The organism is Pseudomonas sp. FP1742, assembly GCF_030687145.1.
Taxonomy (GTDB): Bacteria; Pseudomonadota; Gammaproteobacteria; order Pseudomonadales; family Pseudomonadaceae; genus Aquipseudomonas; species Aquipseudomonas frederiksbergensis_D.
The window spans coordinates 5038923-5062919 of sequence record NZ_CP117460.1 but is presented as its reverse complement, the minus strand read 5'-3'; the positions used below and the strand labels follow the sequence as shown (position 1 = coordinate 5062919).

At 59.8% G+C, this 23997-nt stretch carries 12 protein-coding genes and 1 tRNA gene; 7 read left to right on the top strand and 6 right to left on the bottom strand.

Translation table 11 applies throughout. From position 1 onward, the window contains the following. The first annotated feature begins 297 nt into the window (after positions 1-297). Entirely contained in the window at positions 298-1740 is a 1443-nt protein-coding gene (gene mgtE, locus PSH64_RS22930; protein WP_105346339.1) for a magnesium transporter, read from the top strand. A 104-nt stretch (positions 1741-1844) separates the two neighbouring features. Here the strand turns inward: mgtE and PSH64_RS22925 are convergent, their stop codons facing one another. Further along, positions 1845-2171, bottom strand: coding sequence for an Arc family DNA-binding protein (locus tag PSH64_RS22925; RefSeq protein WP_018926380.1), 327 nt, complete (start codon positions 2169-2171; stop codon positions 1845-1847). A gap of 385 nt (positions 2172-2556) precedes the next feature. Here PSH64_RS22925 and phnN point away from each other — a divergent pair, with 385 nt between their 5' ends. Beyond that, entirely contained in the window at positions 2557-3138 is a 582-nt protein-coding gene (gene phnN, locus PSH64_RS22920) for a phosphonate metabolism protein/1,5-bisphosphokinase (PRPP-forming) PhnN (RefSeq protein WP_305481199.1), read from the top strand. Here the strand turns inward: phnN and PSH64_RS22915 are convergent. Together PSH64_RS22915 and PSH64_RS22910 are read right to left on the bottom strand one after the other, a co-directional pair. Next, positions 3113-3292 carry a PA3371 family protein gene (locus PSH64_RS22915; RefSeq protein WP_105346337.1) on the bottom strand — a complete coding sequence of 60 codons (180 nt, stop codon included), beginning with the start codon at positions 3290-3292 and terminating at the stop codon, positions 3113-3115. The genes phnN and PSH64_RS22915 overlap by 26 nt on opposite strands. A gap of 22 nt (positions 3293-3314) precedes the next feature. Next, positions 3315-3548 (bottom strand): hypothetical protein, encoded by a 234-nt coding sequence (locus PSH64_RS22910; protein WP_105346334.1) that lies wholly within the window; start codon positions 3546-3548, stop codon positions 3315-3317. Positions 3549-3838: 290 nt separating this feature from the next. Between PSH64_RS22910 and PSH64_RS22905 the strand changes: the two genes are divergently transcribed. Beyond that, positions 3839-3915, top strand: a tRNA-Arg gene (locus tag PSH64_RS22905). Positions 3916-3960: 45 nt separating this feature from the next. On the opposite strand, the gene PSH64_RS22900 is transcribed toward PSH64_RS22905, so the two are convergent. Next, positions 3961-7953 (bottom strand): VCBS domain-containing protein, encoded by a 3993-nt coding sequence (locus tag PSH64_RS22900; protein WP_305478786.1) that lies wholly within the window; start codon positions 7951-7953, stop codon positions 3961-3963. After that, on the bottom strand, positions 7881-14444 hold the full coding sequence (locus PSH64_RS22895; protein WP_305478784.1) for a VCBS domain-containing protein: 6564 nt from the start codon (positions 14442-14444) through the stop codon (positions 7881-7883). Before PSH64_RS22895 ends, PSH64_RS22900 begins: the two co-directional genes overlap by 73 nt. A 689-nt stretch (positions 14445-15133) precedes the next feature. Between PSH64_RS22895 and PSH64_RS22890 the strand changes: the two genes are divergently transcribed. Beyond that, on the top strand, positions 15134-15673 hold the full coding sequence (locus PSH64_RS22890) for a hypothetical protein (protein ID WP_105346332.1): 540 nt from the start codon (positions 15134-15136) through the stop codon (positions 15671-15673). A gap of 1 nt (position 15674) precedes the next feature. Here PSH64_RS22890 and PSH64_RS22885 read toward each other — a convergent pair whose 3' ends face one another. After that, the gene (locus PSH64_RS22885; RefSeq protein WP_305478781.1) at positions 15675-19823 is read right to left on the bottom strand and encodes a CheR family methyltransferase; all 4149 of its coding nucleotides are present in this window, start codon (positions 19821-19823) and stop codon (positions 15675-15677) included. A 380-nt stretch (positions 19824-20203) separates the two neighbouring features. Between PSH64_RS22885 and PSH64_RS22880 the strand changes: the two genes are divergently transcribed. The 3 genes from PSH64_RS22880 (at position 20204) to PSH64_RS22870 (ending at position 23960) form a co-directional block, all read left to right on the top strand. After that, positions 20204-21808: a tetratricopeptide repeat-containing response regulator gene (locus tag PSH64_RS22880; RefSeq protein ID WP_105346326.1), complete on the top strand. Its 1605-nt coding sequence runs from the start codon at positions 20204-20206 to the stop codon at positions 21806-21808. Next, positions 21805-22497 carry a sensor histidine kinase KdpD gene (locus PSH64_RS22875; RefSeq protein WP_105346325.1) on the top strand — a complete coding sequence of 231 codons (693 nt, stop codon included), beginning with the start codon at positions 21805-21807 and terminating at the stop codon, positions 22495-22497. The genes PSH64_RS22880 and PSH64_RS22875 overlap by 4 nt, the downstream gene beginning before the upstream one ends. A 221-nt stretch (positions 22498-22718) precedes the next feature. Next, positions 22719-23960 carry a glutamine synthetase family protein gene (locus PSH64_RS22870; RefSeq protein WP_181150711.1) on the top strand — a complete coding sequence of 414 codons (1242 nt, stop codon included), beginning with the start codon at positions 22719-22721 and terminating at the stop codon, positions 23958-23960. Positions 23961-23997: the final 37 nt, after the last annotated feature.

Below are 23997 nucleotides of genomic sequence, written 5' to 3'. Positions count from 1 at the left end.
ATCAAGAGTAGCCAATACATTTTTCGACGATGGTGTGTTTTCTTTTCAGGATAAGTCGTCGCAGTTCCATGGATCAGGACAGCGCTCAGGTTTGTCTCGCAACCGCTTGTTTCAGCCACGATTTTTTAACGTTTAAAACCGTCAGGCGGTGTTATCATTGCGCCCGTCAGCCCCGCCGGGGCTTGTGGAATACCTCCATGGACTTACCCAGTAGTTACTCAGTACCCCGTTTTTACAATCATGAATTGACTGATTGATCCTTCCGGCGTGCCCCGCTGCTGGGAGTGGAGTTCGCCTATGTCTGAAGTTGAAGTAAAGAAAACGCAGGAAAGCTTGCAGGACCGCCTTGCTCAAGTCATTGAGCTGCTGCAGCGCCAGCGGGTGGTCGAAGACCTGACTCACCGCCAGGAAGGTCCGCATCACGACCGGGTCGAGAACCTGGTTCACCGGCAAAACCTCGTCGAGTTGCAGCGCAAGCTCGATGATCTGCACTCCGCCGACGTTGCCTACATCCTTGAAGCTCTGCCACTGGACGATCGTCTGACCGTCTGGCAATTGGTCAAGGCCGACCGCGACGGCGACATCCTGCTCGAAGTATCCGATTCGGTTCGTGAAACCCTGATCGCCGACATGGACGATCACGAACTCCTGGCGGCAGCCAAGGACATGGACGCCGACGAACTCGCTGACCTGGCCTCCGAGCTGCCGCGAGACGTCGTCCACGAGCTGATGGAAACCCTCGATGCTCAGCAGCGCGAGCGCGTCCGCTCCGCGTTGTCCTATGACGAGGAGCAGGTCGGTGCGCTGATGGACTTCGAGATGGTGACCATCCGTGAGGATGTCAGTCTCGAAGTGGTTTTGCGTTATCTGCGCCGTCTCAAAGAGCTGCCAAGCCATACCGACAAACTGTTCGTGGTCGATTACGACGGCGTGCTCAAGGGCGTATTGCCGATCAAGCGCCTGCTGGTCAATGACCCGGAAAAGCAGGTTTCGGAAGTCATGGCCAGCGATCCGGTGAGTTTCCATCCGGATGAAGACGCTTACGAGGCCGCTCAGGCCTTCGAGCGTTACGACTTGATCTCGGCCCCGGTGGTCGACAAGAACGGCAAGCTGATCGGTCGTCTGACCATCGATGAAATGGTCGACCTGATTCGTGAAGAGAGCGAAAACGAAGTTCTCAACATGGCGGGTCTGCGTGAAGAAGAAGATATTTTTGCGTCAGTCTGGAAGTCCCTGCGCAACCGTTGGGCCTGGCTGGCGGTGAACCTGATCACTGCATTCGTTGCATCCCGGGTGATCGGTTTGTTCGAAGGCTCCATCGAGAAACTGGTGGCCCTCGCGGCATTGATGCCGATCGTGGCAGGTATCGGTGGCAATTCGGGTAACCAGACGATCACCATGATCGTTCGGGCCATGGCGCTGGACCAGGTCAGTACCGGCAATACATCGCGTTTGATGCGCAAGGAATTGGCGGTCGCCTTGATCAATGGCCTGGTCTGGGGTGGGGTGATTGGTGTGGTGTCCTACCTGCTTTATGGCAGTTGGTCCCTTGGCGTGGTGATGACCGCCGCCATGACGCTTAACCTGTTGCTTGCAGCGTTAATGGGGGTGTTGATTCCGATGACCCTGGCGCGGCTCGGGCGTGACCCGGCGATGGGAGCCAGTGTGATGATCACGGCCATGACCGACAGTGGAGGCTTCTTCATCTTCCTCGGGTTGGCGACAATTTTCCTGCTCTGACACCCTGCCTTAAAAAAGCCCGCCGGAATCGGCGGGTTTTTTTTTACCTGAATTTCAGGCAAAAAAAAGCCAGCAATTACGCTGGCTTGAGCTTTCGGGATGAATCAGGAAACGTCTGCGGCCATTTCGGCGTCATGGGCGATCAGCGAAACCAGTGCGTTTTGCTGACGGTGGGAGAGTTGGCGGAAGCGTTGCAGCAGTTCGCGTTCGTGCAATGACAGCTCGGGGCTGTCCAGGCGCATGCTCAATTCTTCGCCCAACGCGCCTTCCTGAATAAGACTCTGCTCAAGGCGCGCGATGATTTCAGAATTCATGCTGCGATGATGATTGCGAGCCACCTCGGCAATGCGTTCACGCATTCCGTCTGGCAGACGTACGACGAACTTGTCAGCCGTACGGCTGGAATAAATTGCCTGTTTCAATGGGCGCATATATTTAACCGGTTAGTTCAGGGGAGCGGTTCTCGGGATTGGCCGCAGGATGTCAGATAGGACAAGCACTCCGACCAAATGTTCAACCTGAATTGAAAGAGGCACGCATCATGCCTCAAATTAGCCAGATCATTGGCGTCAATTCTGTGACAAATATTGATCCGGGTAAAGGCTTAATGCCAGCACCTATTATCAGAAATGCGGACTGGTTTGAAAACATTCCATGAGTCCGTATCGCTGACCGCGTCCTCTTGCCCGACAGGAGATGCCTGAAGACCCCTGAAGGTGCATGCTATGCGGATTCGATCCTTGTTCCTTACCTTAACAGGATAGTGGCAAATGGCCGATTTACTAGGGCAGACGGATGGTATGGGATGATTTCAGGATGGATGGCAGGCTGATTTATTTAATGGGGCCTTCGGGATCCGGCAAGGACAGCCTCATCGAAGCCGCTCGCGGGCCGTTGCGGGCACATAATTGTGAGGTGGTGCGTCGGGTTATCACGCGGTCGGCTGAATCCGTGGGTGAAGACGCCATCGAGGTATCCCGCGAAGAGTTCGAGCGACGCAGAAACAAAGGGGATTTCGCGCTGTCGTGGCAGGCCAATGGGCTGGATTACGGTATTCCTGTGCTCATAGATCAGTGGCTCAAGGAAGGTCGCGATGTGCTGGTCAATGGTTCGCGCGGGCACCTGGAACAAGCGCAACAGCGCTATCCCAAGCTATTGCCGGTGCTATTGACGGTCAGGGATGAAGTTCTGCGAGAGCGCCTGCGGCGGCGGGGGCGTGAGAGCCTCGCAGAAATTGAAGCGAGACTGCACCGCAATACGTTATTCACGGCTGATGATTCAGACAATTCAATGGGTGATGCACCGATCCGCCGACTTGATAACTCCGGCGACTTGGCTGTGACCGTCGCCAGGCTTCTGGAGCTGCTGAGCGTCAGCGCAAAACCGGATCGAATTTGATCTTGCGCCCGGCGATCAGCGCCAGCACAAAAAGTGCACCGAACACGCCGCAGGCAATCAAGGGCAGGGTGACGACCGCGTCCTGGACCAAAGACAGATGAAGGATGCCACTTAGTAAGGCGAGGATGAAAAACCCTGCGGCCGATTTGGACATGCTGTGCTCCTGATGGGGTGATTCAAAATACCAAGCGTTCAAAAGACTGTATGCGCGGTTGAAGACTCTCCTGGCTCACCTCTTGGCCGACAAAACTGTGTTGATCGCTCATGGTTGCCAATTGAGGCGCTTTTTGCAGCTGCAGGTAATGGGGCGCGCGTTGGGCAAGCGCCACGGCATCGTTTTCGGGGAAGAACTGAAAACCCAACAGAACCGCCAGGGCCACTGCATTCGCGACTAAAAGAGCGCTGTTCATGGGGCTGATCTCCTTCGTTCTTTGAGAACAGTCGAAGCAGCCCGCATGCCAAAAGTTTAACGGCAATTAAATCCTTTAAAAACAAACAATTAGGATATTTTCGCAAAATGCTGGCATTGCATTTTGCAATGATGGCATTTTGCGGTGATGCAATTTGCACGGTAAACAACGCCACGCTTCTGTGAGGCGCCTGCCTACACTTAAAAAGCCTACGGACGACATGACAAAAGCGGGCCTGCCCGTTAACATGCATGCCGTCCATCGCCCCGCATTCCTTGCGGGCGACTTGTGTCTCAGTAGCTCAATTGGATAGAGCATCCCCCTCCTAAGGGGAAGGTTGGCAGTTCGAACCTGCCCTGGGACACCACTATCATCAAGCGCCCACCCCCCCAGTCAGCTCCAGCCCACTGCATCAAGCCGTCAGCGTATGCTCGGAATCCCCGAACCAGGTGCGCACCAGATCGGGCCCAGGCGTACCCGTGTGGTCAAGCACCGCCACATCGACGAAGTTCTTGCCATTGCTTGCACCATCGGTATCCACCTTCACGGTGATGTCGCTGCCGGTCTGCACCACTTGGACAAAGTCCGACACCTGGCTGGTGCTGCTGACAAAGTTGGCCTTGAGCAGCGCGGAGAGATCGACTGTGTCCCCTTCGGCGTAGTTGTAGTCGAGGATATGGTCGCCGCCTTCATTCACGTTGAAGTAGGCGAACACGTCGGCTCCCGCGCCACCGCTGAGCGTGTCTTCGCCGCCACGACCCACGATGATGTCGTTGCCGTCGCCGCCACTGATCGTGTCCGCGAGCATGCTGCCCACCAGTGTGCCGCTGGATTCTCCGTGGTAACTGACTTGGGTGCCGGCCTCGCCGCCGTCGGTGACTTGGAAATCTTCCACCGAGTAATGCCCCAGCAGGTTCACCTCGGCCCGATGCACGCCGTCGTCCACCGTCAGCAGGCCGCCGGCACCAGAGGCGTTGGCGTTGTAGCTGAGCTGGGTGTTGGCGCCGAAAGCGAGATCGCCGAACAACAGCAAGTCATTGCTTTCCAGGCCGAGGATGCCGGCCAGCGAGCCCGCTGTTTCGGCCTGGGCGATCACCAGCGTGCCCGCGCCTTCGCCATGGAAGGCGACGGACCCGTGGGCGGCGCCGGAGAAGGTCAGGGTCGCGTCGCCATCGATGGTCGCGCTGCCGTTGCCGGTCACGTCGGCCAGCAGGTGCAGGTCACCACCGTTGGCCCACAAGTGGCCGGTGTTTTCGACCGTACTGGCCACCGTCATACCGCCTGCGCCCGTGGACTCCAGCACCCCGCTGTTGGTGATGGTGTGGGTGCCGGTGTCGAGCACCAGGCTGTTCAGCCCGCTGGCCATGATCAGCCCCGCATTGATCAGCACCATCTGCCCGGCACCCAACTGGCCGGCGCCGGAAATGCGGTTGTCGATATTGGTCAGCACGGTGTCGGCACTGCCACCGAAAACCACGTTTTGCGCGTTGTCGGATAGCAGCACCTGGCCGCCACCGGTCAAGGTCGCGCCACGGAACAGAACCTCAAGACTGGTCGTGCTGCCGGCGGAGCCGAGTTCGATGGTGCCGCTGTTATTGATGCTGCCACCGAACGGCATGATCGCGCCGTCGGCAATGGTGAGGGTCCCGCTGTTGTTGGTGAGTGGGTCGACATCGAACTGGAAGTTCGCTTCGCTCAAGTCCGCCGCATCGACACCTTTGAGAGTGACCGTCTGGCCAGTGCTGATGCTGACCAGTGCATTGCCGTTGGCGTCGTTGGTGATACTCAAGTCTGCAAAGCCGTTGACGCCCGTGAAGCCAATCAAGTCGATCTTGTCCGCTGTGGCATCGAAATTGTAGATCTGGTTGTTGCCGATCGGCTGGGCGAAGACGAAGGTGTCGGCACCAGACGAACCGGTCAGATTGTCATCAGCGGACAAGGCGAAGATCGGCGCGCCTGGGGCATAGACTTCGACGTTGTTGAATACGTAGGCACTGGCGGTGCTGCCGTCGCTGTTGGTCCAGTTCATGTTGACATCAAGCACCAACGCACCCACGAAGTCGCTTGGTGTTGTCACGGTCAATGCGCCGGGATCGCTGGTTTGCACGGTCCAGGTGCCGTCGCCGTTGTCGGTACCTGTATTGAACGCCCACCCCGAGGGAACACCGCTGATGGCCACCGTTACAAGGCTGCTGATATCGGCCAACGGAACGCTGAGGGCTAGATTGATCGGTTCGCCGGCAACGCCTGCCGGAAGGTTTGCACTGCTCCCGGCCGCACCAGCATTACCCGCCAGGTCGGTGTAGCTGTTCGCGGCGACGTCGACTTTTATGCTACCGCTCAGCGTTCTGGTCAGCGTCGCCGTGTAGGTATCGCCGTCAACCTGGGTAAAGTTACTGAAGGTTCCGCGGGGCGTTCCGCTCGTTGTCGTCACCGCGACATCAGACAGGCTGAAACCGCTCACTGTCTCACTGAACTGGAATGTGACCGTCGACGTTGAACCGACCGAAATCCCGAGGGCAGTCCCCGTCACTGCCACCGTCGGCGGCACGGTATCAACCGGCGTCTCAACGACGTTCTGCACGTTTACCGTAATGGTCTGCGTGTCGATTCCGCCATTGCCGTCGGCCACCTGAACATCCACAACGTAGGCGTTGTCGCCATCGGTACCCCCGACATCCTGGGGATTCTCGTAATCAGGCGCCGAATTGAACGTCAGCACCCCGCTTGAACTGATCGTGAATTTGCTGAAGTCCGTCCCGGCCGTATTCAGGATCGAGTAGCTCAGTGTCTGCGTTGGTAGATCAGCGTCGGTCGCCAGCACTGTCGTGACCGCCGTGGTGTTCTCCAACACGTTGATCGAAGCCGTCGCACCACCACCGTTGGAGGTGATAATCGGGCTATTGTCGTTGACGCCTGTCACGGTTACAGCAATCGCCTGGTCGTCGAACAGCGTGCCGTCCGATGCCCGCACAATCACGTCATAAACGTTGTTCGTTCCCGTATCAGTCGGCGCTTCAAAGTTGGGTGCAGAGATAAAGCTCAGCACGCCTGTGCCAGAAACGATCGAGAATTTCGCGGCATCCACTCCACCGACGATGCTGTAGCTCAGCGTTTGTGCTGGCAGATCAACATCGGTCGCCGTTACCGTCGTGATCGCCGTGGTGTTTTCCGCCACGCTGATCGAAGCCGTTGCACCAGCACCGTTGGAAGTGATCGTCGGTGAGTCGTTGCTGCCGGCGATGTGCACCGTGACCGATGTGAGGGTGCCATCGGCGCTGCTCACCGCAAAGGTGTCGGTGTAGGTGGTACCGGCGGCGAACTCGTTGTGCGCAGAGTTGGCGACGTAGGTCCAGGCTCCGTCGGTGCCGATGGAGAACTGGCCGTAGCTACCGGCGGTGGATTGCGCGACGAAGGTTGCGGCGCTGTCGACGTCGCTGATGGTCAGGGTGCCGGCGGTGGAGATGTCGGCGGCGGCATTGGTCTCGGTGAGGTTGGCGATGTCGGCGGACAGCACGGCCGCATCGTTGGTGCCGAGGATGTGCACGGTGACCGAAGTAGCGGTGCCGTCGGCACTGCTCACCGCGAAGGTGTCGGTGTAGGTGGTACCGGCGGCGAACTCGTTGTGGGCTGAGTTGGCGACGTAGGTCCAGGCTCCGTCGGTGCCGATGGAGAACTGGCCGTAGCTGCCGGGGGTGTTGGTTTGCGCGACGAAGGTTGTGGCGCTGTCGACGTCGCTGATGGTCAGGGTGCCGGCGGTGGAGATGTCGGCGGCGGCATTGGTTTCGGTGAGGTTGGCGACGTCGGCGGACAGCACCGCCGCATCGTTGGTGCCGAGGATGTGCACGGTGACCGAAGTAGCGGTGCCGTCGGCGCTGCTCACCGCGAAGGTGTCGGTGTAGGTGGTACCGGCGGCGAACTCGTTGTGCGCAGAGTTGGCGACGTAGGTCCAGGCTCCGTTGGTGCCGATGGAGAACTGGCCGTAGCTACCGGCGGTGGATTGCGCGACGAAGGTTGTGGCGCTGTCGACGTCGCTGATGGTCAGGGTGCCGTTGGTGGTCAGCGCGGCATTGGTCTCGGTGAGGTTGGCGACGTCGGCGGACAGCACGGCCGCATCGTTGGTGCCGAGGATGTGCACGGTGACCGAAGTAGCGGTGCCATCGGCGCTACTCACCGCAAAGGTGTCGGTGTAGGTGGTACCGGCGGCGAACTCGTTGTGCGCAGAGTTGGCGACGTAGGTCCAGGCTCCGTCGGTGCCGATGGAGAACTGGCCGTAGCTACCGGCGGTGGATTGCGCGACGAAGGTTGCGGCGCTGTCGACGTCGCTGATGGTCAGGGTGCCGGCGGTGGAGATGTCGGCGGCGGCATTGGTTTCGGTGAGGTTGGCGACGTCGGCGGACAGCACCGCCGCATCGTGGTGCCGAGGATGTGCACGGTGACCGAAGTAGCGGTGCCGTCGGCGCTGCTCACCGCGAAGGTGTCGGTGTAGGTGGTGCCGGCGGCGAACTCGTTGTGCGCAGAGTTGGCGACGTAGGTCCAGGCTCCGTTGGTGCCGATGGAGAACTGGCCGTAGCTACCGGCGGTGGATTGCGCGACGAAGGTTGTGGCGCTGTCGACGTCGCTGATGGTCAGGGTGCCGTTGGTGGTCAGCGCGGCATTGGTCTCGGTGAGGTTGGCGACGTCGGCGGACAGCACGGCCGCATCGTTGGTGCCGAGGATGTGCACGGTGACCGAAGTAGCGGTGCCATCGGCGCTACTCACCGCAAAGGTGTCGGTGTAGGTGGTACCGGCGGCGAACTCGTTGTGCGCAGAGTTGGCGACGTAGGTCCAGGCTCCGTCGGTGCCGATGGAGAACTGGCCGTAGCTACCGGCGGTGGATTGCGCGACGAAGGTTGCGGCGCTGTCGACGTCGCTGATGGTCAGGGTGCCGGCGGTGGAGATGTCGGCGGCGGCATTGGTTTCGGTGAGGTTGGCGACGTCGGCGGACAGCACCGCCGCATCGTTGGTGCCGAGGATGTGCACGGTGACCGAAGTAGCGGTGCCGTCGGCGCTGCTCACCGCGAAGGTGTCGGTGTAGGTGGTGCCGGCGGCGAACTCGTTGTGCGCAGAGTTGGCGACGTAGGTCCAGGCGCCGCCAGTGCCGATGGAGAACTGGCCGTAGCTGCCGGCGGTGTTGGTTTGTGCGACGAAGGTAGCGGCGCTGTCGACGTCGCTGATGGTCAGGGTGCCGTTGGTGGTCAGCGCGGCATTGGTCTCGGTGAGGTTGGCGACGTCGGCGGACAGCACGGCCGCATCGTTGGTGCCGAGGATGTGCACGGTGACCGAAGTAGCGGTGCCGTCGGCACTGCTCACCGCGAAGGTGTCGGTGTAGGTGGTACCGGCGGCGAACTCGTTGTGGGCTGAGTTGGCGACGTAGGTCCAGGCTCCGTCGGTGCCGATGGAGAACTGGCCGTAGCTGCCGGGGGTGTTGGTTTGCGCGACGAAGGTTGTGGCGCTGTCGACGTCGCTGATGGTCAGGGTGCCGGCGGTGGAGATGTCGGCGGCGGCATTGGTCTCGGTGAGGTTGGCGATGTCGGCGGACAGCACGGCCGCATCGTTGGTGCCGAGGATGTGCACGGTGACCGAAGTAGCGGTGCCATCGGCGCTACTCACCGCAAAGGTGTCGGTGTAGGTGGTACCGGCGGCGAACTCGTTGTGCGCAGAGTTGGCGACGTAGGTCCAGGCTCCGTCGGTGCCGATGGAGAACTGGCCGTAGTTGCCGGCTGTGTTGGTTTGCGTCTGGAAGCTTTCCGGGCTGTCGATATCAGTGACGGTCAGGCTACCACCCGTGGTCAGCGGAGCATTGGTTTCGGTCAGCGTGACACTGGCCGAGGACAGCACTGCGGCGTCGTTGCTGCCGGTGACAGTGACGGTCACCTGCTGGGTGTCGACACCGCCGAGGCCATCGCTGACCTGCACGCTGAACACTTCGTTGTGACTCTCACCGGCCTTCAGCGATTGCACCGCACTGGCGACGCCATCGGTGCCGTTGGCCAGGGTGTAGGTCCATTGGCCGGTGCTGTCGACGGCGATCGAGCCGTAGGTTCCAGTTGCCGAGCCATTGATGGACCAGGTGGCGGTGGCCGCGTGGTCGATGTCGCTCGAGCTGAACTGGCCACTGACGCTGAAGGTGCTGTCTTCCTGCACTGCGCCGACATCGTTGCCACTGGCGAAACTGAGTACGGGTGCATCGTTGCTGCCGGTGACAGTGACGGTCACCTGCTGAGTGTCGACACCACCGAGGCCATCGCTGACCTGCACGTTGAACACTTCGTTGTGACTCTCGCCGGCCTTCAGCGATTGCACGGTGCTGGCAACGCCATCGGTGCCGTTGGCCAGGGTGTAGGTCCACTGGCCGGTGCTGTCCACGGCGATGGAACCGTAAGTGCCGGTATTGGACCCGGCAATGCTCCAAGTGGCGGTGGCATCGTGATCAATGTCGGTCGAACTGAACTGGCCACTGACGCTGAGCGTGGTGTCTTCCTTCACGGAGCCGACATCATTGCCCGACGCGAAACTGAGCACCGGCGCATCGTTGCTGCCAGTGACGGTGACAGTCACTTGCTGGGTGTCGATGCCGCCCAAGCCATCGCTGACCTGCACGCTGAACACCTCGTTGTGAGTCTCGCCGGCCTTCAGCGATTGCACGGCACTGGCGACGCCATCGGTGCCGTTGGCCAGGGTGTAGGTCCACTGGCCGGTGCTGTCGACGGCGATCGAGCCGTAGGTTCCAGTTGCCGAGCCATTGATGCTCCAGCTGGCGGTGGCATCGTGGTCAATGTCGGTCGAACTGAACTGGCCGCTGACGCTGAGGGTGGTGTCTTCCTTCACGGAGCCGATATCGTTACCCGACGCGAAACTGAGCACCGGCGCATCGTTGCTGCCGGTGACGGTGACAGTCACTTGCTGGGTGTCGACGCCACCGAGGCCATCGCTGACCTGCACGTTGAACACTTCGTTATGACTCTCGCCGGCCTTCAGTGACTGCACGGCACTGGCGACGCCATCGGTGCCATTGGCCAGGGTGTAGGTCCATTGGCCGGTACCGTCGACGGCGATCGAGCCATAAGTGCCGGTATTGGACCCGGCAATACTCCAAGTGGCGGTGGCATCGTGATCAATGTCGGTCGAACTGAACTGGCCACTGACGCTGAGCGTGGTGTCTTCCTTCACGGAGCCGATATCGTTGCCACTGGCGAAACTGAGTACGGGTGCATCGTTGCTGCCGGTGACAGTGACGGTCACCTGCTGAGTGTCGACACCACCGAGGCCATCGCTGACCTGCACGCTGAATACCTCGTTGTGACTTTCGCCGGCTTTCAGCGATTGCACCGCATTGGCAACGCCATCGGTGCCGTTGGCCAGGGTGTAGGTCCACTGGCCGGTGCTGTCGACGTCGATCGAGCCGTAGGTTTCAGTTGCCGAGCCATTGATGGACCAGGTGGCGGTGGCATCGTGATCAATGTCGCTCGAACTGAACTGGCCACTGACGCTGAGCGTGGTGTCTTCCTTCACGGAGCCGATATCGTTACCCGACGCGAAACTGAGCACCGGCGCATCGTTGCTGCCGGTGACGGTGACAGTCACTTGCTGGGTGTCGATGCCGCCCAAGCCATCGCTGACCTGCACGCTGAACACCTCGTTGTGAGTCTCGCCGGCCTTCAGCGATTGCACGGCACTGGCGACGCCATCGGTGCCGTTGGCCAGGGTGTACGTCCACTGGCCGGTGCTGTCGACGGCGATCGAGCCGTAGGTTCCAGTTGCCGAGCCATTGATGCTCCAGCTGGCCGTGGCATCGTGGTCAATGTCGGTCGAACTGAACTGGCCGCTGACGCTGAGGGTGGTGTCTTCCTTCACGGAGCCGATATCGTTACCCGACGCGAAACTGAGCACCGGCGCATCGTTGCTGCCGGTGACGGTGACGGTCACCTGCTGGGTGTCGACACCGCCGAGGCCATCGCTGACCTGCACGCTGAACACTTCGTTGTGACTCTCGCCGGCCTTCAGCGATTGCACGGCACTGGCGACACCGTCGGTGCCGTTGGCCAGGGTGTAGGTCCACTGGCCGGTGCTGTCGACGGCGATCGAGCCGTAGGTTCCAGTTGCCGAGCCATTGATGCTCCAGCTGGCGGTGGCATCGTGATCAATGTCGGTCGAACTGAACTGGCCACTGACGCTGAGCGTGCTGTCTTCCTTCACAGAGCCGACATCATTGCCCGACGCGAAACTGAGCACCGGCGCATCGTTGCTGCCAGTGACGGTGACGGTCACCTGCTGGGTGTCGACACCGCCGAGGCCATCGCTGACCTGCACGCTGAATACCTCGTTGTGACTTTCGCCGGCTTTCAGCGATTGCACGGCGCTGGCGACGCCATCGGTGCCGTTGGCCAGGGTGTACGTCCACTGGCCGGTGCTGTCGACGGCGATCGAGCCGTAGGTTCCAGTTGCCGAGCCATTGATGCTCCAGCTGGCCGTGGCATCGTGGTCAATGTCGGTCGAACTGAACTGGCCACTGACGCTGAGCGTGCTGTCTTCCTTCACAGAGCCGACATCATTGCCCGACGCGAAACTGAGCACCGGCGCATCGTTGCTGCCAGTGACGGTGACGGTCACCTGCTGGGTGTCGACACCGCCGAGGCCATCGCTGACCTGCACGTTGAACACTTCGTTGTGAGTCTCGCCGGCCTTCAGCGATTGCACGGCACTGGCGACGCCATCGGTGCCGTTGGCCAGGGTGTAGGTCCACTGGCCGGTGCTGTCCACGGCGATGGAACCGTAAGTGCCGGTATTGGACCCGGCAATGCTCCAAGTGGCGGTGGCATCGTGATCAATGTCGGTCGAACTGAACTGGCCACTGACGCTGAGCGTGGTGTCTTCCTTCACGGAGCCGACATCATTGCCCGACGCGAAACTGAGCACCGGCGCATCGTTGCTGCCAGTGACGGTGACAGTCACTTGCTGGGTGTCGACGCCACCGAGGCCATCGCTGACCTGCACGTTGAACACTTCGTTATGACTCTCGCCGGCCTTCAGCGATTGCACGGCACTGGCGACGCCATCGATGCCGTTGGCCAGGGTGTAGGTCCATTGGCCGGTACCGTCGACGGCGATCGAGCCATAAGTGCCGGTATTGGCCCCGGCAATACTCCAAGTGGCGGTGGCCGCGTGATCGATGTCGCTTGAGCTGAACTGGCCACTGACGCTGAGGTTGGTGTCCTCCTGCACCGCACCCACATCATTACCCGACGCGAAACTGAGCACCGGCGCATCGTTGCTACCAGTAATGGTGATGGTCACGGTCTGCGTCGCCGAAACAGCGTTAGCCGCGCCGCTGTTGTCGGTGGCGACCACGGTGTACGAGAAGGTGACGGTTTCACCCGCGCCGAGGAAATCGAGGTTCTGGCTGGTGCTGTAATCCCAGCTGTTTTGATCGACCGAAAAACCGGCGACCAGTGCCGAAGCCACGCCCGCATCGAGCGTGCCGCTGCTCCAGGCGATGTTGCCGTTGGAGGTGTGCGACACAGTCACCACGTCGATGTTGTCCACGTCGGCAAAGCTCAGTGCGCCGCTGTCGCTCAGTGTGGCCGCGCCGTTGCCTTCGCTCATGGCGCCGGTGACGTCGGCAATCGTCAGCGTCGGCCGGTCGTTGGTGCCGGTGATAGTAATGGTCACGGTCTGTACCGTGCCGTCACCGATCGCCACGTTATAAGTCTGGGTGAGGGTCTGGCCTTCGCCCAGGAACTGCACGGCGGCGTTGTCTACCGCGAAGTGCCAGCCCAGCGAGCCACTGCCCGTACCGGTGCTGTCATTCAATGGATCTGTAGTGAAACTGCCCAGGTAGCCGGAAGCACCCGGCGTGACGGTGACACTGTGGGTATCGATCAGGTCGGCGTCGGTGAAGGTGATGCTGCCGTTGGCTGCGTAATCGCCGCTGTCTTCCTTGGCATCGCCGGCCTGTGCGCCGCTGGTGATCTGCACCTGGTCGTTGGTGCCGGTGATGGTGATGGTCACATTTTGCGTGGTCGACGAACCATGCCCATCACTGACAGTGACCACATAGGTTTCGGTAGCCGTCTGACCCTGGGCCAGGTACTGGGCTGCCGCATTGTTCACGGTGTAGGTCCAGTTAACGGTGCCGTTGGCCGCATTGGCTGCTTCAGCCACAGAGGCAAGGGCGAAGTTGCCCAGTGCTGTGGCATTGCCGCCCGAAGCCACGAATGAGGCGGTATGCGTGTCGCTCAGATCGACATCGCTAAATGCAATCGTGCCCGTCGTGCTTAGCGAATCGGTTGTGCTCGGCGTCGTGGGCGCATCTTCGGTCACCGTGCCAGCCTGCACGCCGATGTTCATCGTCACGCTGTCATTCATACCGGCAAATTGCACCTGCGCAGTGGCCCAGCTGAGCGTGCCATTACCGAGACGAATCGCATACGTAAAGCTGTCCGCCAGGGACGCTCCGGCAGCAAGCGACTGAAGCTGCGCCTTGAAAGCAGTCGACAATGTAGCGGCGTCGTAGCCGACCTTGCCATCCGAGGTAATCCAGATCTTTGCCCCATTGAGGCTGGTGTCGGTGCTCGTTGCCTCGATTCTGCTCGTGTCCTGGACCAGCAGATCGGCCGGGGCATAAACCTTGGTGGCAGTAGACAGACTGGTCGCGTTATCAACTGACCAGAGCGTCTTTGCGCTACCGCCCAGGTCATTGGACATGACGTCCAGGTACACGACTCCCAGCAGGTCTTCAGTGATGGTCGAGCTGCTGGTGCCAATGACGCCTGTAGTGAAAATGTCGTCCTGCGCCTGCGGTGTATTGGAAAACGAGGTAACGGTGCCGTCGCTGGTCGTTGTGGTGGTAGCCATGTCTTTCTCCCGAGAATGTTTTTTTTATTGGAATTGCCAGGGACTGCTGACAGGACGAAGTCCCGTGCTTGTGCCGCTCAGGGTGTTCAGGAGCGGTGCGGGGTGGCTACCGGACATCGTCGACCGTCTGGGCTTGACGGGACAGGTGCTGCCGGCAGAGAGGCGCTGGTATTGCGGGGGTGAAGAAACTCGCCGTACTTGAGGAGTGAATCGCAGGAGCGGTCGGGCGAACGTGGGCCCAAGCCTGAGGCTGCGCTGCGCATGGCGCGCAGTATCCTGAGAGCGCCCATAGTGAAGGGACTCCTGAAGTAATGGCTGGATGAGGCCGTATTTTGGTGCAGCACTGACTCAGGGATACGGCCTTTCCTGATATCAGTTTGATAGGTGTTTAGTTGTGGGGTCAGGCTTTGTAAAGGTGTTAAGCGAAGGTAACAGTGCAATGTGCCAATATTCCGACAAGTGGATGTTTTGGTGTCAATAATATGTCGATTTGTTTTTGGCGAAGGGGGCGCAGGCAGTCAATGCGAGGGCGCCTGAAACGAGCTGAAACCCTTATGGGGCATGGTCTGGCTGCGGTATACCAGTGCTGGGGCCCTCAAATTACAGCGACTGTTCACCCCCCCGACGACTTACGTGGAAAGTCCATCATGGGTGTGCCTTACTTCTGACTCCATTCAAGGAGCCAAGTAATGCGACACAGAGGCGCGCAATTCTGGTTATGGACCGACCCCCGTTTGCCTCACCGCACCCATGAAGAAGTGCTCAGTGACGGGACGCAAGTGGAAGTGCGGGCACGGCTGAGTCATGAGGGGAGCACCCAGGTGTTCATCGGTGTTTACGATAACCACGGGATCATGCTGTGTGAGGAGTTTCACGACAGGGACCGGGATGAGCCTTACTGCGTGGCGTTGAAGTGGGGAGCTCTACGAGCAGGGGAGATTGTGGCAGGCACTCAGGCGTTCGTTGCACCTCACCGGGCGCAACTGACGCTGGGTACGGTCATCACCGATGAGTCGGTACTGGCGCTGCGACGGATGGAAATGAGCGAACGTGAGCGTTTCAAGCTCAGTTGCGATGATGCGTGGTCGGAATACCTGGCCGCCAAAGCAGCCATGCTGAACCTCATGCGTGCGCCCAACGTCGATCCAAAAGTCTGGGCAGACCACAAAGAGCGACTGAAACAGGCGATTGACCGGCGCGTCTGTGTGCAACGCGCTTATCTACGCTGAGCTATTGAGAACCTGGTACTTGGGGCTGGCGCAGGGTTTGGATGGTTGCGATCAGGTCATCGTAGGACACCGGTTTTCCAATGTGCTGGTTAAACCCCGATTGGCGGGCCTTCTGAATATCGCTGTTGGCGCCATATCCCGTCAGGGCAATGGCCGGCACATTCTTGACATGCGGCAACTGACGTAATGCTTGGATCAGTTCATGGCCGTTCATGACCGGCATGCCCAAGTCCGAAATGATCAGGTCGAAGTGGTTGTTTGTGGCCGCATCCAGAGCGTCCTGCGGACGATCAAAGGCAACGACTTCGGCGTCTTCCATTTCCAGCAGCATTTTCAGGGTTTCCAGGACCTCGACAGAGTCGTCGACCAGCAAAATCGTCAAGCCGCTCAGTCTTCCTGATGCCTCGTCGATTGGGGTTTCGGCTTGGCTTTCGCCTTCGGCATTGGCCAGCGGCAAGTAGACACTGAAGGTACAACCAGCCCCGACGCCGGGTGAACTCACCTCAACCGTGCCATGTTGCGCCTCGGTCAATTGGCGCACCAGTGACAAACCGATGCCCAGCCCTTCGCGCTGGTGGTTGGTGTGCTGTGTTTCAGCCTGGCCAAACAGGTCGAATACGTGTTCGAGGTTCTCGGCCGCGATGCCGGTGCCATTATCCTTGACGTCCAGCCGCGCCATGTTTCCGGCCAGGCTGGCGATCAATTGCACGCGGCCGTCGGGCGGGGTGAATTTCAGTGCGTTATTCACCAGGTTCCAGATGATCTGCTCCAGGCGCGTCGGATCGGCGCGCACCATCAACGGCTCCGAAGGCACATGCAGCTCGACGGAGGTGCTGTGCTGGTCGTTGAGGACGACGGTGTAAATATCGCGCAGCACACTGGCCAGATCCACGGCGATCGGTTTGAGCTTGAGCTTGCCGGTGCGCACGCGGGCGACATCCAGCAGGTCGTCGATGATCCGCGCCTGGCTGCTGACAGCATCGCAGATGGTGTTGACGGCTTTGGCGGCCGGCGCCACCGACTTGGTCACAGGCAAGCGCCGCAACAGTTCGGCGTTGAGCTGGATCAGGTTCAGAGGATGCTTGAGTTCGTGGGACATGACCGCGAAGAACTCATCCTTGAGGTAATTGGTGTTCAGCGTCTCGGCCAGTTGTTGGCTTTGTTCCTCATGCTGGCGTTTGTGACCGGTCAGGTCCCGGGCGATTTTCACGTAGCCGCGAAGGTTGTCACCGCTGAGCAAGGTCACCTCACCGCTGCAATAGAAGCGGCTGCCGTCCTTGCGCAGGTGCCAGCGTTCATCTTCGGTACGGCCATGGGTGCGAGCCCCCAGCAGTTCGGTTTCAGGTACGCCGGAGGCGCGGTCTTCGGCGGAAAAAATGAAGTCGTAGTAAGCGCCTTCGGCCTCGGCCTTGCTGTAGCCGAAGATCAGTTCGGCGCCTTTGTTCCAGGTGGTGATCACGCCTTGTTCATCAAGGGTGATGATCGCGTAGTCGCGGGTGCTTTCAGCCACCAGGCGCATGCGTTCTTCGCCCAGGCGCAGTTCTTCTTCGGCCTCGCGGCGTTTGGTGATGTCAATGAACGTCAGCACGGTGCCGTCGATACGGTCTTCACTGGAGCGATAGGGCAGCAGGCGGGCGATGTACCAGTGCTTGTCGGTGCTGCTGACTTCACGTTCGATCATGTTCAATGATTCGAACACCGATGCCGCGTCACTCGCCAGGTCGTCGTAGTGCAGGCGATGGGTGATGTCGAGCAGGGAGCGACCGGTGTCCATCGGCAACATGCTGAAAATATCGGTGGCGCGTGGGGTGAACCACTTGATCCGCATGCTGCGGTCGACAAACACCGTGGCAATGTCGGTGGAGGCGATCAGGTTGGTCAGGTAGTCGTTGATCTTGTCGGTTTCTTCGACTTTGGTTTTCAGCTCGTAGTTGACCGTCAGCAACTCTTCGTTGATCGATTGCAGCTCTTCCTTGCTGGTTTCCAGCTCTTCGGTGGCCGAGCGCAGTTCTTCGTTGATCGCCTGCATTTCTTCGTTGGAAGCTTTCAGTTCCTCACTGGAAATTTCCGATTGTTCAATGGTGTCCTGCAAGTGCAGTTTGGTGCGTTGCAGTTCACGTTCCAGGTTGGACAATACCTGGCTCTCGGTTTGCAACAGGGGCGTGGTCGTCGCTTGCGAAGGATCGACTTCGACGTCCTCGAAAATCACCAGAATGAACTCACCGTCCGACTCTTCATCCTTGTAAGGCTGCACCTCCAGGCTGACCTTGTAACGCCGCTCCTCGAGTTTGATCGGCACCTCGCGGGACTTCACCGCCAGGCCGCTCTGCTGGGCCTGGAACAGCGTGGTGCGGATTTCCAGGCGCAGCTCCGGCAGGATCAGCGTCAGCAGGTTACGTGACAGCTCACCGCCCACATGCCGCAGGAAACGCCCGGCACTTTCGCTCATGTGCAGGATATCGGCATTGGTATCGATGATCATGCTCGGCGGGCCGGAGCGTTCGAGGGCGCGCTGGTGGATGTCGGCGAACGACAGTTTGCGCTGCACGGCGTGCTGCGGTGCCTGATGGGAAATATTGGAGCGCACATAACCACCGCGCGGCACGGTCGGCGTGCGTCGACTGTTGGCGGTGCCGGTCTTGGCGCGGAAGATCCGGTTGCGCTTGTCCACCGGCGTGAACAGTTCATGGCAAGCGTCTGCGCTTTCGGAGGAACCGAGGAACAGAAAACCGCCGGGGCGCAAGGCGAAGTGGAACATCTGCAGGATTTCGCGCTGTACTTCGCGATCCAGATAGATCAACAGGTTCCGGCACACGATCAGGTCGATTTGCGAGAAGGGTGGATCGGACAGCAGGCTGTGCTTGGCGAACAGCACCTTCTCGCGGATTTCCTTGCGAATCCGATAGTGCTCATCTTCCTTGATGAAGTAGTGCCGCAGCCGCGTCGGCGGCACATCCGTGACGATGGCTTGCGGGTACAGACCGGCCCGGCCGAAGCTGATGGCGCGCTCGTCGATGTCGGTGGCGAAAACTTGCAGTGAGGCCTTGCTGGCTTCCTGTTGCAGCTGATCGCTGACCAGCATCGCCAGGCTATAGGCTTCTTCGCCGGTGGAGCAACCAGCCGACCAGACCCGGATTTCTTCTTTTTCAGGCTGCGCCGAAACCGCGGCGCTGACCAGTTGCGGAATGACATCCCGCTCCAGCGCTTCGAAGGCTTCGCGATCACGGAAAAAGTTGGTCACGCCGATCAGCATGTCCCCCAGCAGCGACTTGGTTTCTTCGGGATTGCTTAGCAGGTAGCGGTAATAAGCTCCCAGGTCTGGCTGGGCCGTGACCTGCATCCGGCGTTCGATCCGCCGCAATACTGTCGCGCGTTTATAGTGCTTGAAGTCATGACCGGTGCCGGTGCGCAACAGGATCAGGATGTCGTGCAGCATTTGTTCGGCGAGTGCTGCATCGCGCTCGGACACCGAGGCGAAGGATTGCAGTTCCGGATCGTTGGCGGCAGGCAAGCTGATTTCCCGGGAGTTGTGCCACAGGTCCAGTAGCTTTTGCGGCATTTCTACTACGGGCAACACCAGATCGACCATGCCGGTCTCGATGGCCGCTCGGGGCATACCGTCGAACTCGGCGTCCTCCGGTACCTGGGCCAGGGTAATGCCGCCCTGTTCCTTGATGCGCGACAAGCCGACCGCGCCGTCGGAACCACTGCCCGAGAGCACCAGGCAGAAGGCGCGCTCGCGGTGCACCTGCGCCAAGTCGCGGAAGAACAGGTCGATCGAGGCATGGCGTCCCAGTTGTGGGTCGTTTTCAACAACCTCAAGGTTATTGCCATTCATCAGCAGTCGCCGCGCCGGCGGGATGACATAGACCCGGTTTTTCTCGATCGGTACGGTTTCGGTGACCTGCAGAACCGGCATCCGGGTCGATTCCTGGATGATCTTGTCTGCGACGCTTTGGTGGTCGGGCGACAAGTGCAAAATGATCACAAACGCCATGCCGTTGTCTTGAGGCATGTTCTCGAAAAACAGCTTGATGGATTGCAGCCCGCCTGCCGACGCGCCGATGCCCACTACCGGAAAGTCCAGGGTGCTGGGGTTCAAGGCCTTTCGCTCGGGAGCCATGGCCGAGTGCTTGGGGGGGGTGGTCATTTCCAGGCCTTTACCGGCGATTTAGAACGTATTGAGTTCAAGCAGACAATAATTAGCGCATTTCAATAAATCAGAATAATCCCGTTTTTCAATAACTCCTTCAAATATTTAGCGCGTCTATGTGCAGCCGTATGATCTTTTGGCAGTAAAAGGAACGATTGCACTCCCGCTGCTTCAAGGGAACGCGACTACTGGCCGATAACGCGACAAGCCGTTGTGATTTCATCGCTGGCGGCCGGTAAAGCTCATCACGCGATTGTGCGAAATTGCTTGATAGCCAATGGCCTCTCGCTATCATCTGCGCGCCTGAAAGGCCGCGAAGCTGAACTCGCAGCCATTGCCTTTAGGTTGTTCTTCCTTAAATTGCCTGGAAATCTTCGATGCTGTCGTATCACCAAAAAAGCTTTTTGATCGTCGATGATTTCTCGGATTTCCGCAGTTCCGTCAGGTCCATGCTGCGGGAGCTGGGCGTCAAGGACGTCGACACCGCCGATACCGGTGAGCAGGCGCTGCGCATGTGCTCGCAGAAGTCCTACGATTTCATCCTGCAGGATTTCCACCTGGGCGATGGCAAGAAAAACGGTCAGCAGGTACTCGAAGACCTGATGATCGAGAAGCTGATCAGCCATGAAAGTGTGTTTGTCATGGTCACCGCCGAAACCAGCCAGGCCATGGTGCTTAGTGCACTGGAGCATGAGCCCGATGCTTACCTCACCAAACCGTTCAACCGTTCCGGCCTGGCCCAGCGCCTGGAGCGACTGGAACAGCGCAAGACCTTGCTCAAACCGATCCTGCAAGCGCTTGACCGGGGTAAACCGGTTGAAGTGCTCAATGCCTGCATCGCCCTGTGCAAACAAGACATTCGTTATTCGCCGCTGTGCCTGCGCTACCGCGCCGATGCGTTGCGCGACCTGAACCAGAACGAAGCGCTGGAGCGTCTTTACGACAGCATCATTGCCGATCGGCCGTTGCCCTGGGCGTTTGCCGGATTGGGCCAGTTGCTGTTCAAACGCGGGCAGGTCAGCCAGGCCAAGGGCGTTTACGAAAAAGCCCTGAAAGTCTTCCCGATGATGCCGGCCCTCTACGACGGCATGGCCGATGTGCTGGTCGCCGAAGGCGACACCAAAGCGGCGCAGAAAGTATTGGAAGAGGCTATTCGCCTGTCGCCGCTGGCGGTGCGTCGGCAAGCATTGCTGGGCAAGCTGGCGATGGCCAACGAAGATTTCGACACCGCCTCCAAAGCCTATCGCCAGGCCGTGAACCAGGGCGCGCAGTCACGTTTCAAGGACGCGGAAAGCAACCTCGGCCTGGCCCATGCCTTGATCAGCAAAGGCGCGGAAAAGGGCCTGGACACGCGGACCCGCCTGGAAATCAACACCACGCTGAGTGCGGTGGCGAAGGAAAATCCTTCCGACCCCGGCCTGCAGATTCGGGCGCGCCTGATGAAGGCCACCAGCTTGCTGCTCAACGATGCCGAAACCGCCGAGAAGCTCACCGAGCAGGCGCTGATGCGCCTCGATGGCATGGAGCAGTTCATGAGCGCCGAAGCGGCATTGCTGGTGGCCAAGCAGCTGCAAATGCTGGGGCAGGCGAGTGCCGGCGCTTCGATGCTGAAAAACTGTGCGGAGATCTACGGCGACGACCCGACCGTGATGAAGGGCATTGCCAAGCTGACCGACGACCCGACCATCCTCAACTCGGGCAATGCGGCCGCCGATCTCAACCGCCAGGGCGTGCGGGTGTACAAGACCGGCAATCTGGTGGAAGCCCGGGAAGTTTTCCGCAAAGCCCTGGCGCTGCAACCGAAGAACATCAGTATTGCCCTGAACATGGCGCAGTCGCTGCTGCATGGCACCGACACCAGCGTCCCGTCGGCCGAGCTGGAAGAGTGCCGGGCCTGCCTGAAAACGGTCGGCCTGATGCCCGATACCGACGCGCGTTATCCGCGCTACCAGAAACTGAAAATCAAGGCGTTCGGCGAATGATCGACAGCGAACCGTCACTCGACTTCTCCACGGTGATTGCCTCCACCGTGCACGACATGAAGAACTCCCTGGCGATGCTGATGCAGGCCCACAGTCAATGGCTGGCGCGCTTGCCTGATCCCGAGCGGCATACCCCGGAGCAGGGCGTGATCGACTTCGAGTTCGCCCATCTCAATGGCATGCTGGTGCAGTTGTTGGGGCTGTACAAACTCGGCGTCAACCAGATGCCGTTGCAGCCGGCTTACCATGAACTGGATGACTTCATCGAGGCGCAACTGGCGGCTCACCAGGAAGTGTTCGCCAGCCGCGGCATTATCGCGACCTATGAAGTGGATCCGTTGAGCCCGCTGGGTTTTTTCGACCGTGAACTGATTGCCTCGGTGCTCGCCAATTGCATCAACAACGCCATCCGTTACGCTCGCCACGCCTTGTTGATCAGCGTCAGCGATGAAGCCGGGCAACTGGTGCTGACCATCAATGACGATGGCGAGGGTTATCCGGCCGAGATGATCGAGCGTCAGGCCGATTACGTGCAGGGCATCAACCACAGCAGCGGCAGTACCGGCCTGGGCTTGTACTTTGCCGGGCGGATCGCCGCGTTACATCAACGCAATGGCGTCGGTGGGCGCACCGAAATCAGTAACGGTGGCCCATTGGGTGGTGGTGTGTTCAGCCTGTATCTCCCCTGAGCGACACGATCCCCACAGGATTGCGCCTTTTTGTTTGACGCTGCTTGATATTCCGAACAGCCGGAGCCTATTTTGTACGGGTCGCCGTTCGCGGCTCGTACAACAACAAGGATTGCGTCATGACAACCGATGGCCATCGTTCACTCGCGCAGCGATTGACGGGCATTGATGAGATTGAATGTGTTACGCCGGACCTCAATGGCGTACCCCGCGGCAAGGTGATGACCGCCGAAGGATTTCTTGAAGGGCGGCGTTTGCAGATGGCGCGGGGAGTGCTGCTGCAATGCATCATGGGCGGTTATCCGCCGGCGCGTTTTTATGGCAGCGATGATGGCGACCTGGCGCTGGTGCCGGATCCCGCGCAGATCCACCGCTTGCCCTGGAGCTCGCAACCTCGGGCGCTGGCTATATGCGATGCGCAGGAGCTGACGGGCGAGAGCTCGCTCCTGTCGACCCGCGGCCAGCTCAAGGCGGTGATCGCTCGATACGCTGCCCTCGGTCTGGCGCCCGTTGTGGCGACCGAGCTGGAATTCTTTGTGTTCGCGCCCAACCCTGACCCGACGCAACCCTTCCAGCCGCCGGTCGGCCTGGACGGTCGCCGCGAGGACGGTCATTCAGCGTTCAGCATCAGCTCCAATAACGGCCTGCGTCCGTTCTTCAATGAAGTCTATGAATGCATGTCGGCGCTGGGTTTGCCGCGCGATACCTTCATGCATGAGATGGGCGTCAGCCAATTCGAAATCAACCTGCTGCACGGCGACCCGCTGCTGCTGGCCGACCAGACCTTGCTGTTCAAGCATCTGCTCAAGGAAGTGGCGCTCAAGCATGGCCTGACCGTGGTCTGCATGGCCAAGCCGTTGGCTCACACGCCAGGCAGTTCGATGCATATCCACCAGAGCATCGTCGAGATCGGCACCGGGCGTAACGTGTTCAGCGACAAGGCCGGCGAGCCGACGGCGACCTTCCGTCATTTCATCGGCGGTCAGCAGGCCGGCCTGGCGGATTTCACCGCGCTGTTCGCGCCGAATGTGAACTCCTATCAGCGCCTGTGCCATCCTTACGCATCGCCCAATAATGCCTGCTGGTCCCACGACAACCGCGCGGCCGGATTGCGCATTCCGGCCAGTTCCCCGGTTGCTCGTCGGGTCGAAAACCGCTTGCCGGGGGCCGATGCCAATCCGTATCTGGCGATCGCCGCGAGCCTGGCGGCGGGGTTGTATGGCATCGAAAACAAACTGGAGCCGAGCGAGGCAATCCAGGGTGAATTCGTGGTGCCGGATAATCTTGCGTTGCCGTGTACCTTGCATGCCGCTCTTGAACGTCTGAAACGTAGCCAATTGGCGAAGGAACTGTTCGGCAAGGAGTTCATCGAAGGCTACATCGCTTCGAAGACCATGGAGTTGACCAGCTTCCTCGATGAAATTACTCCCTGGGAACGGCGTGTTCTAGCAGCCCAGGCCTGACGATCTGTCGCCATCGGGCTATCGTTGTCGATAGCCC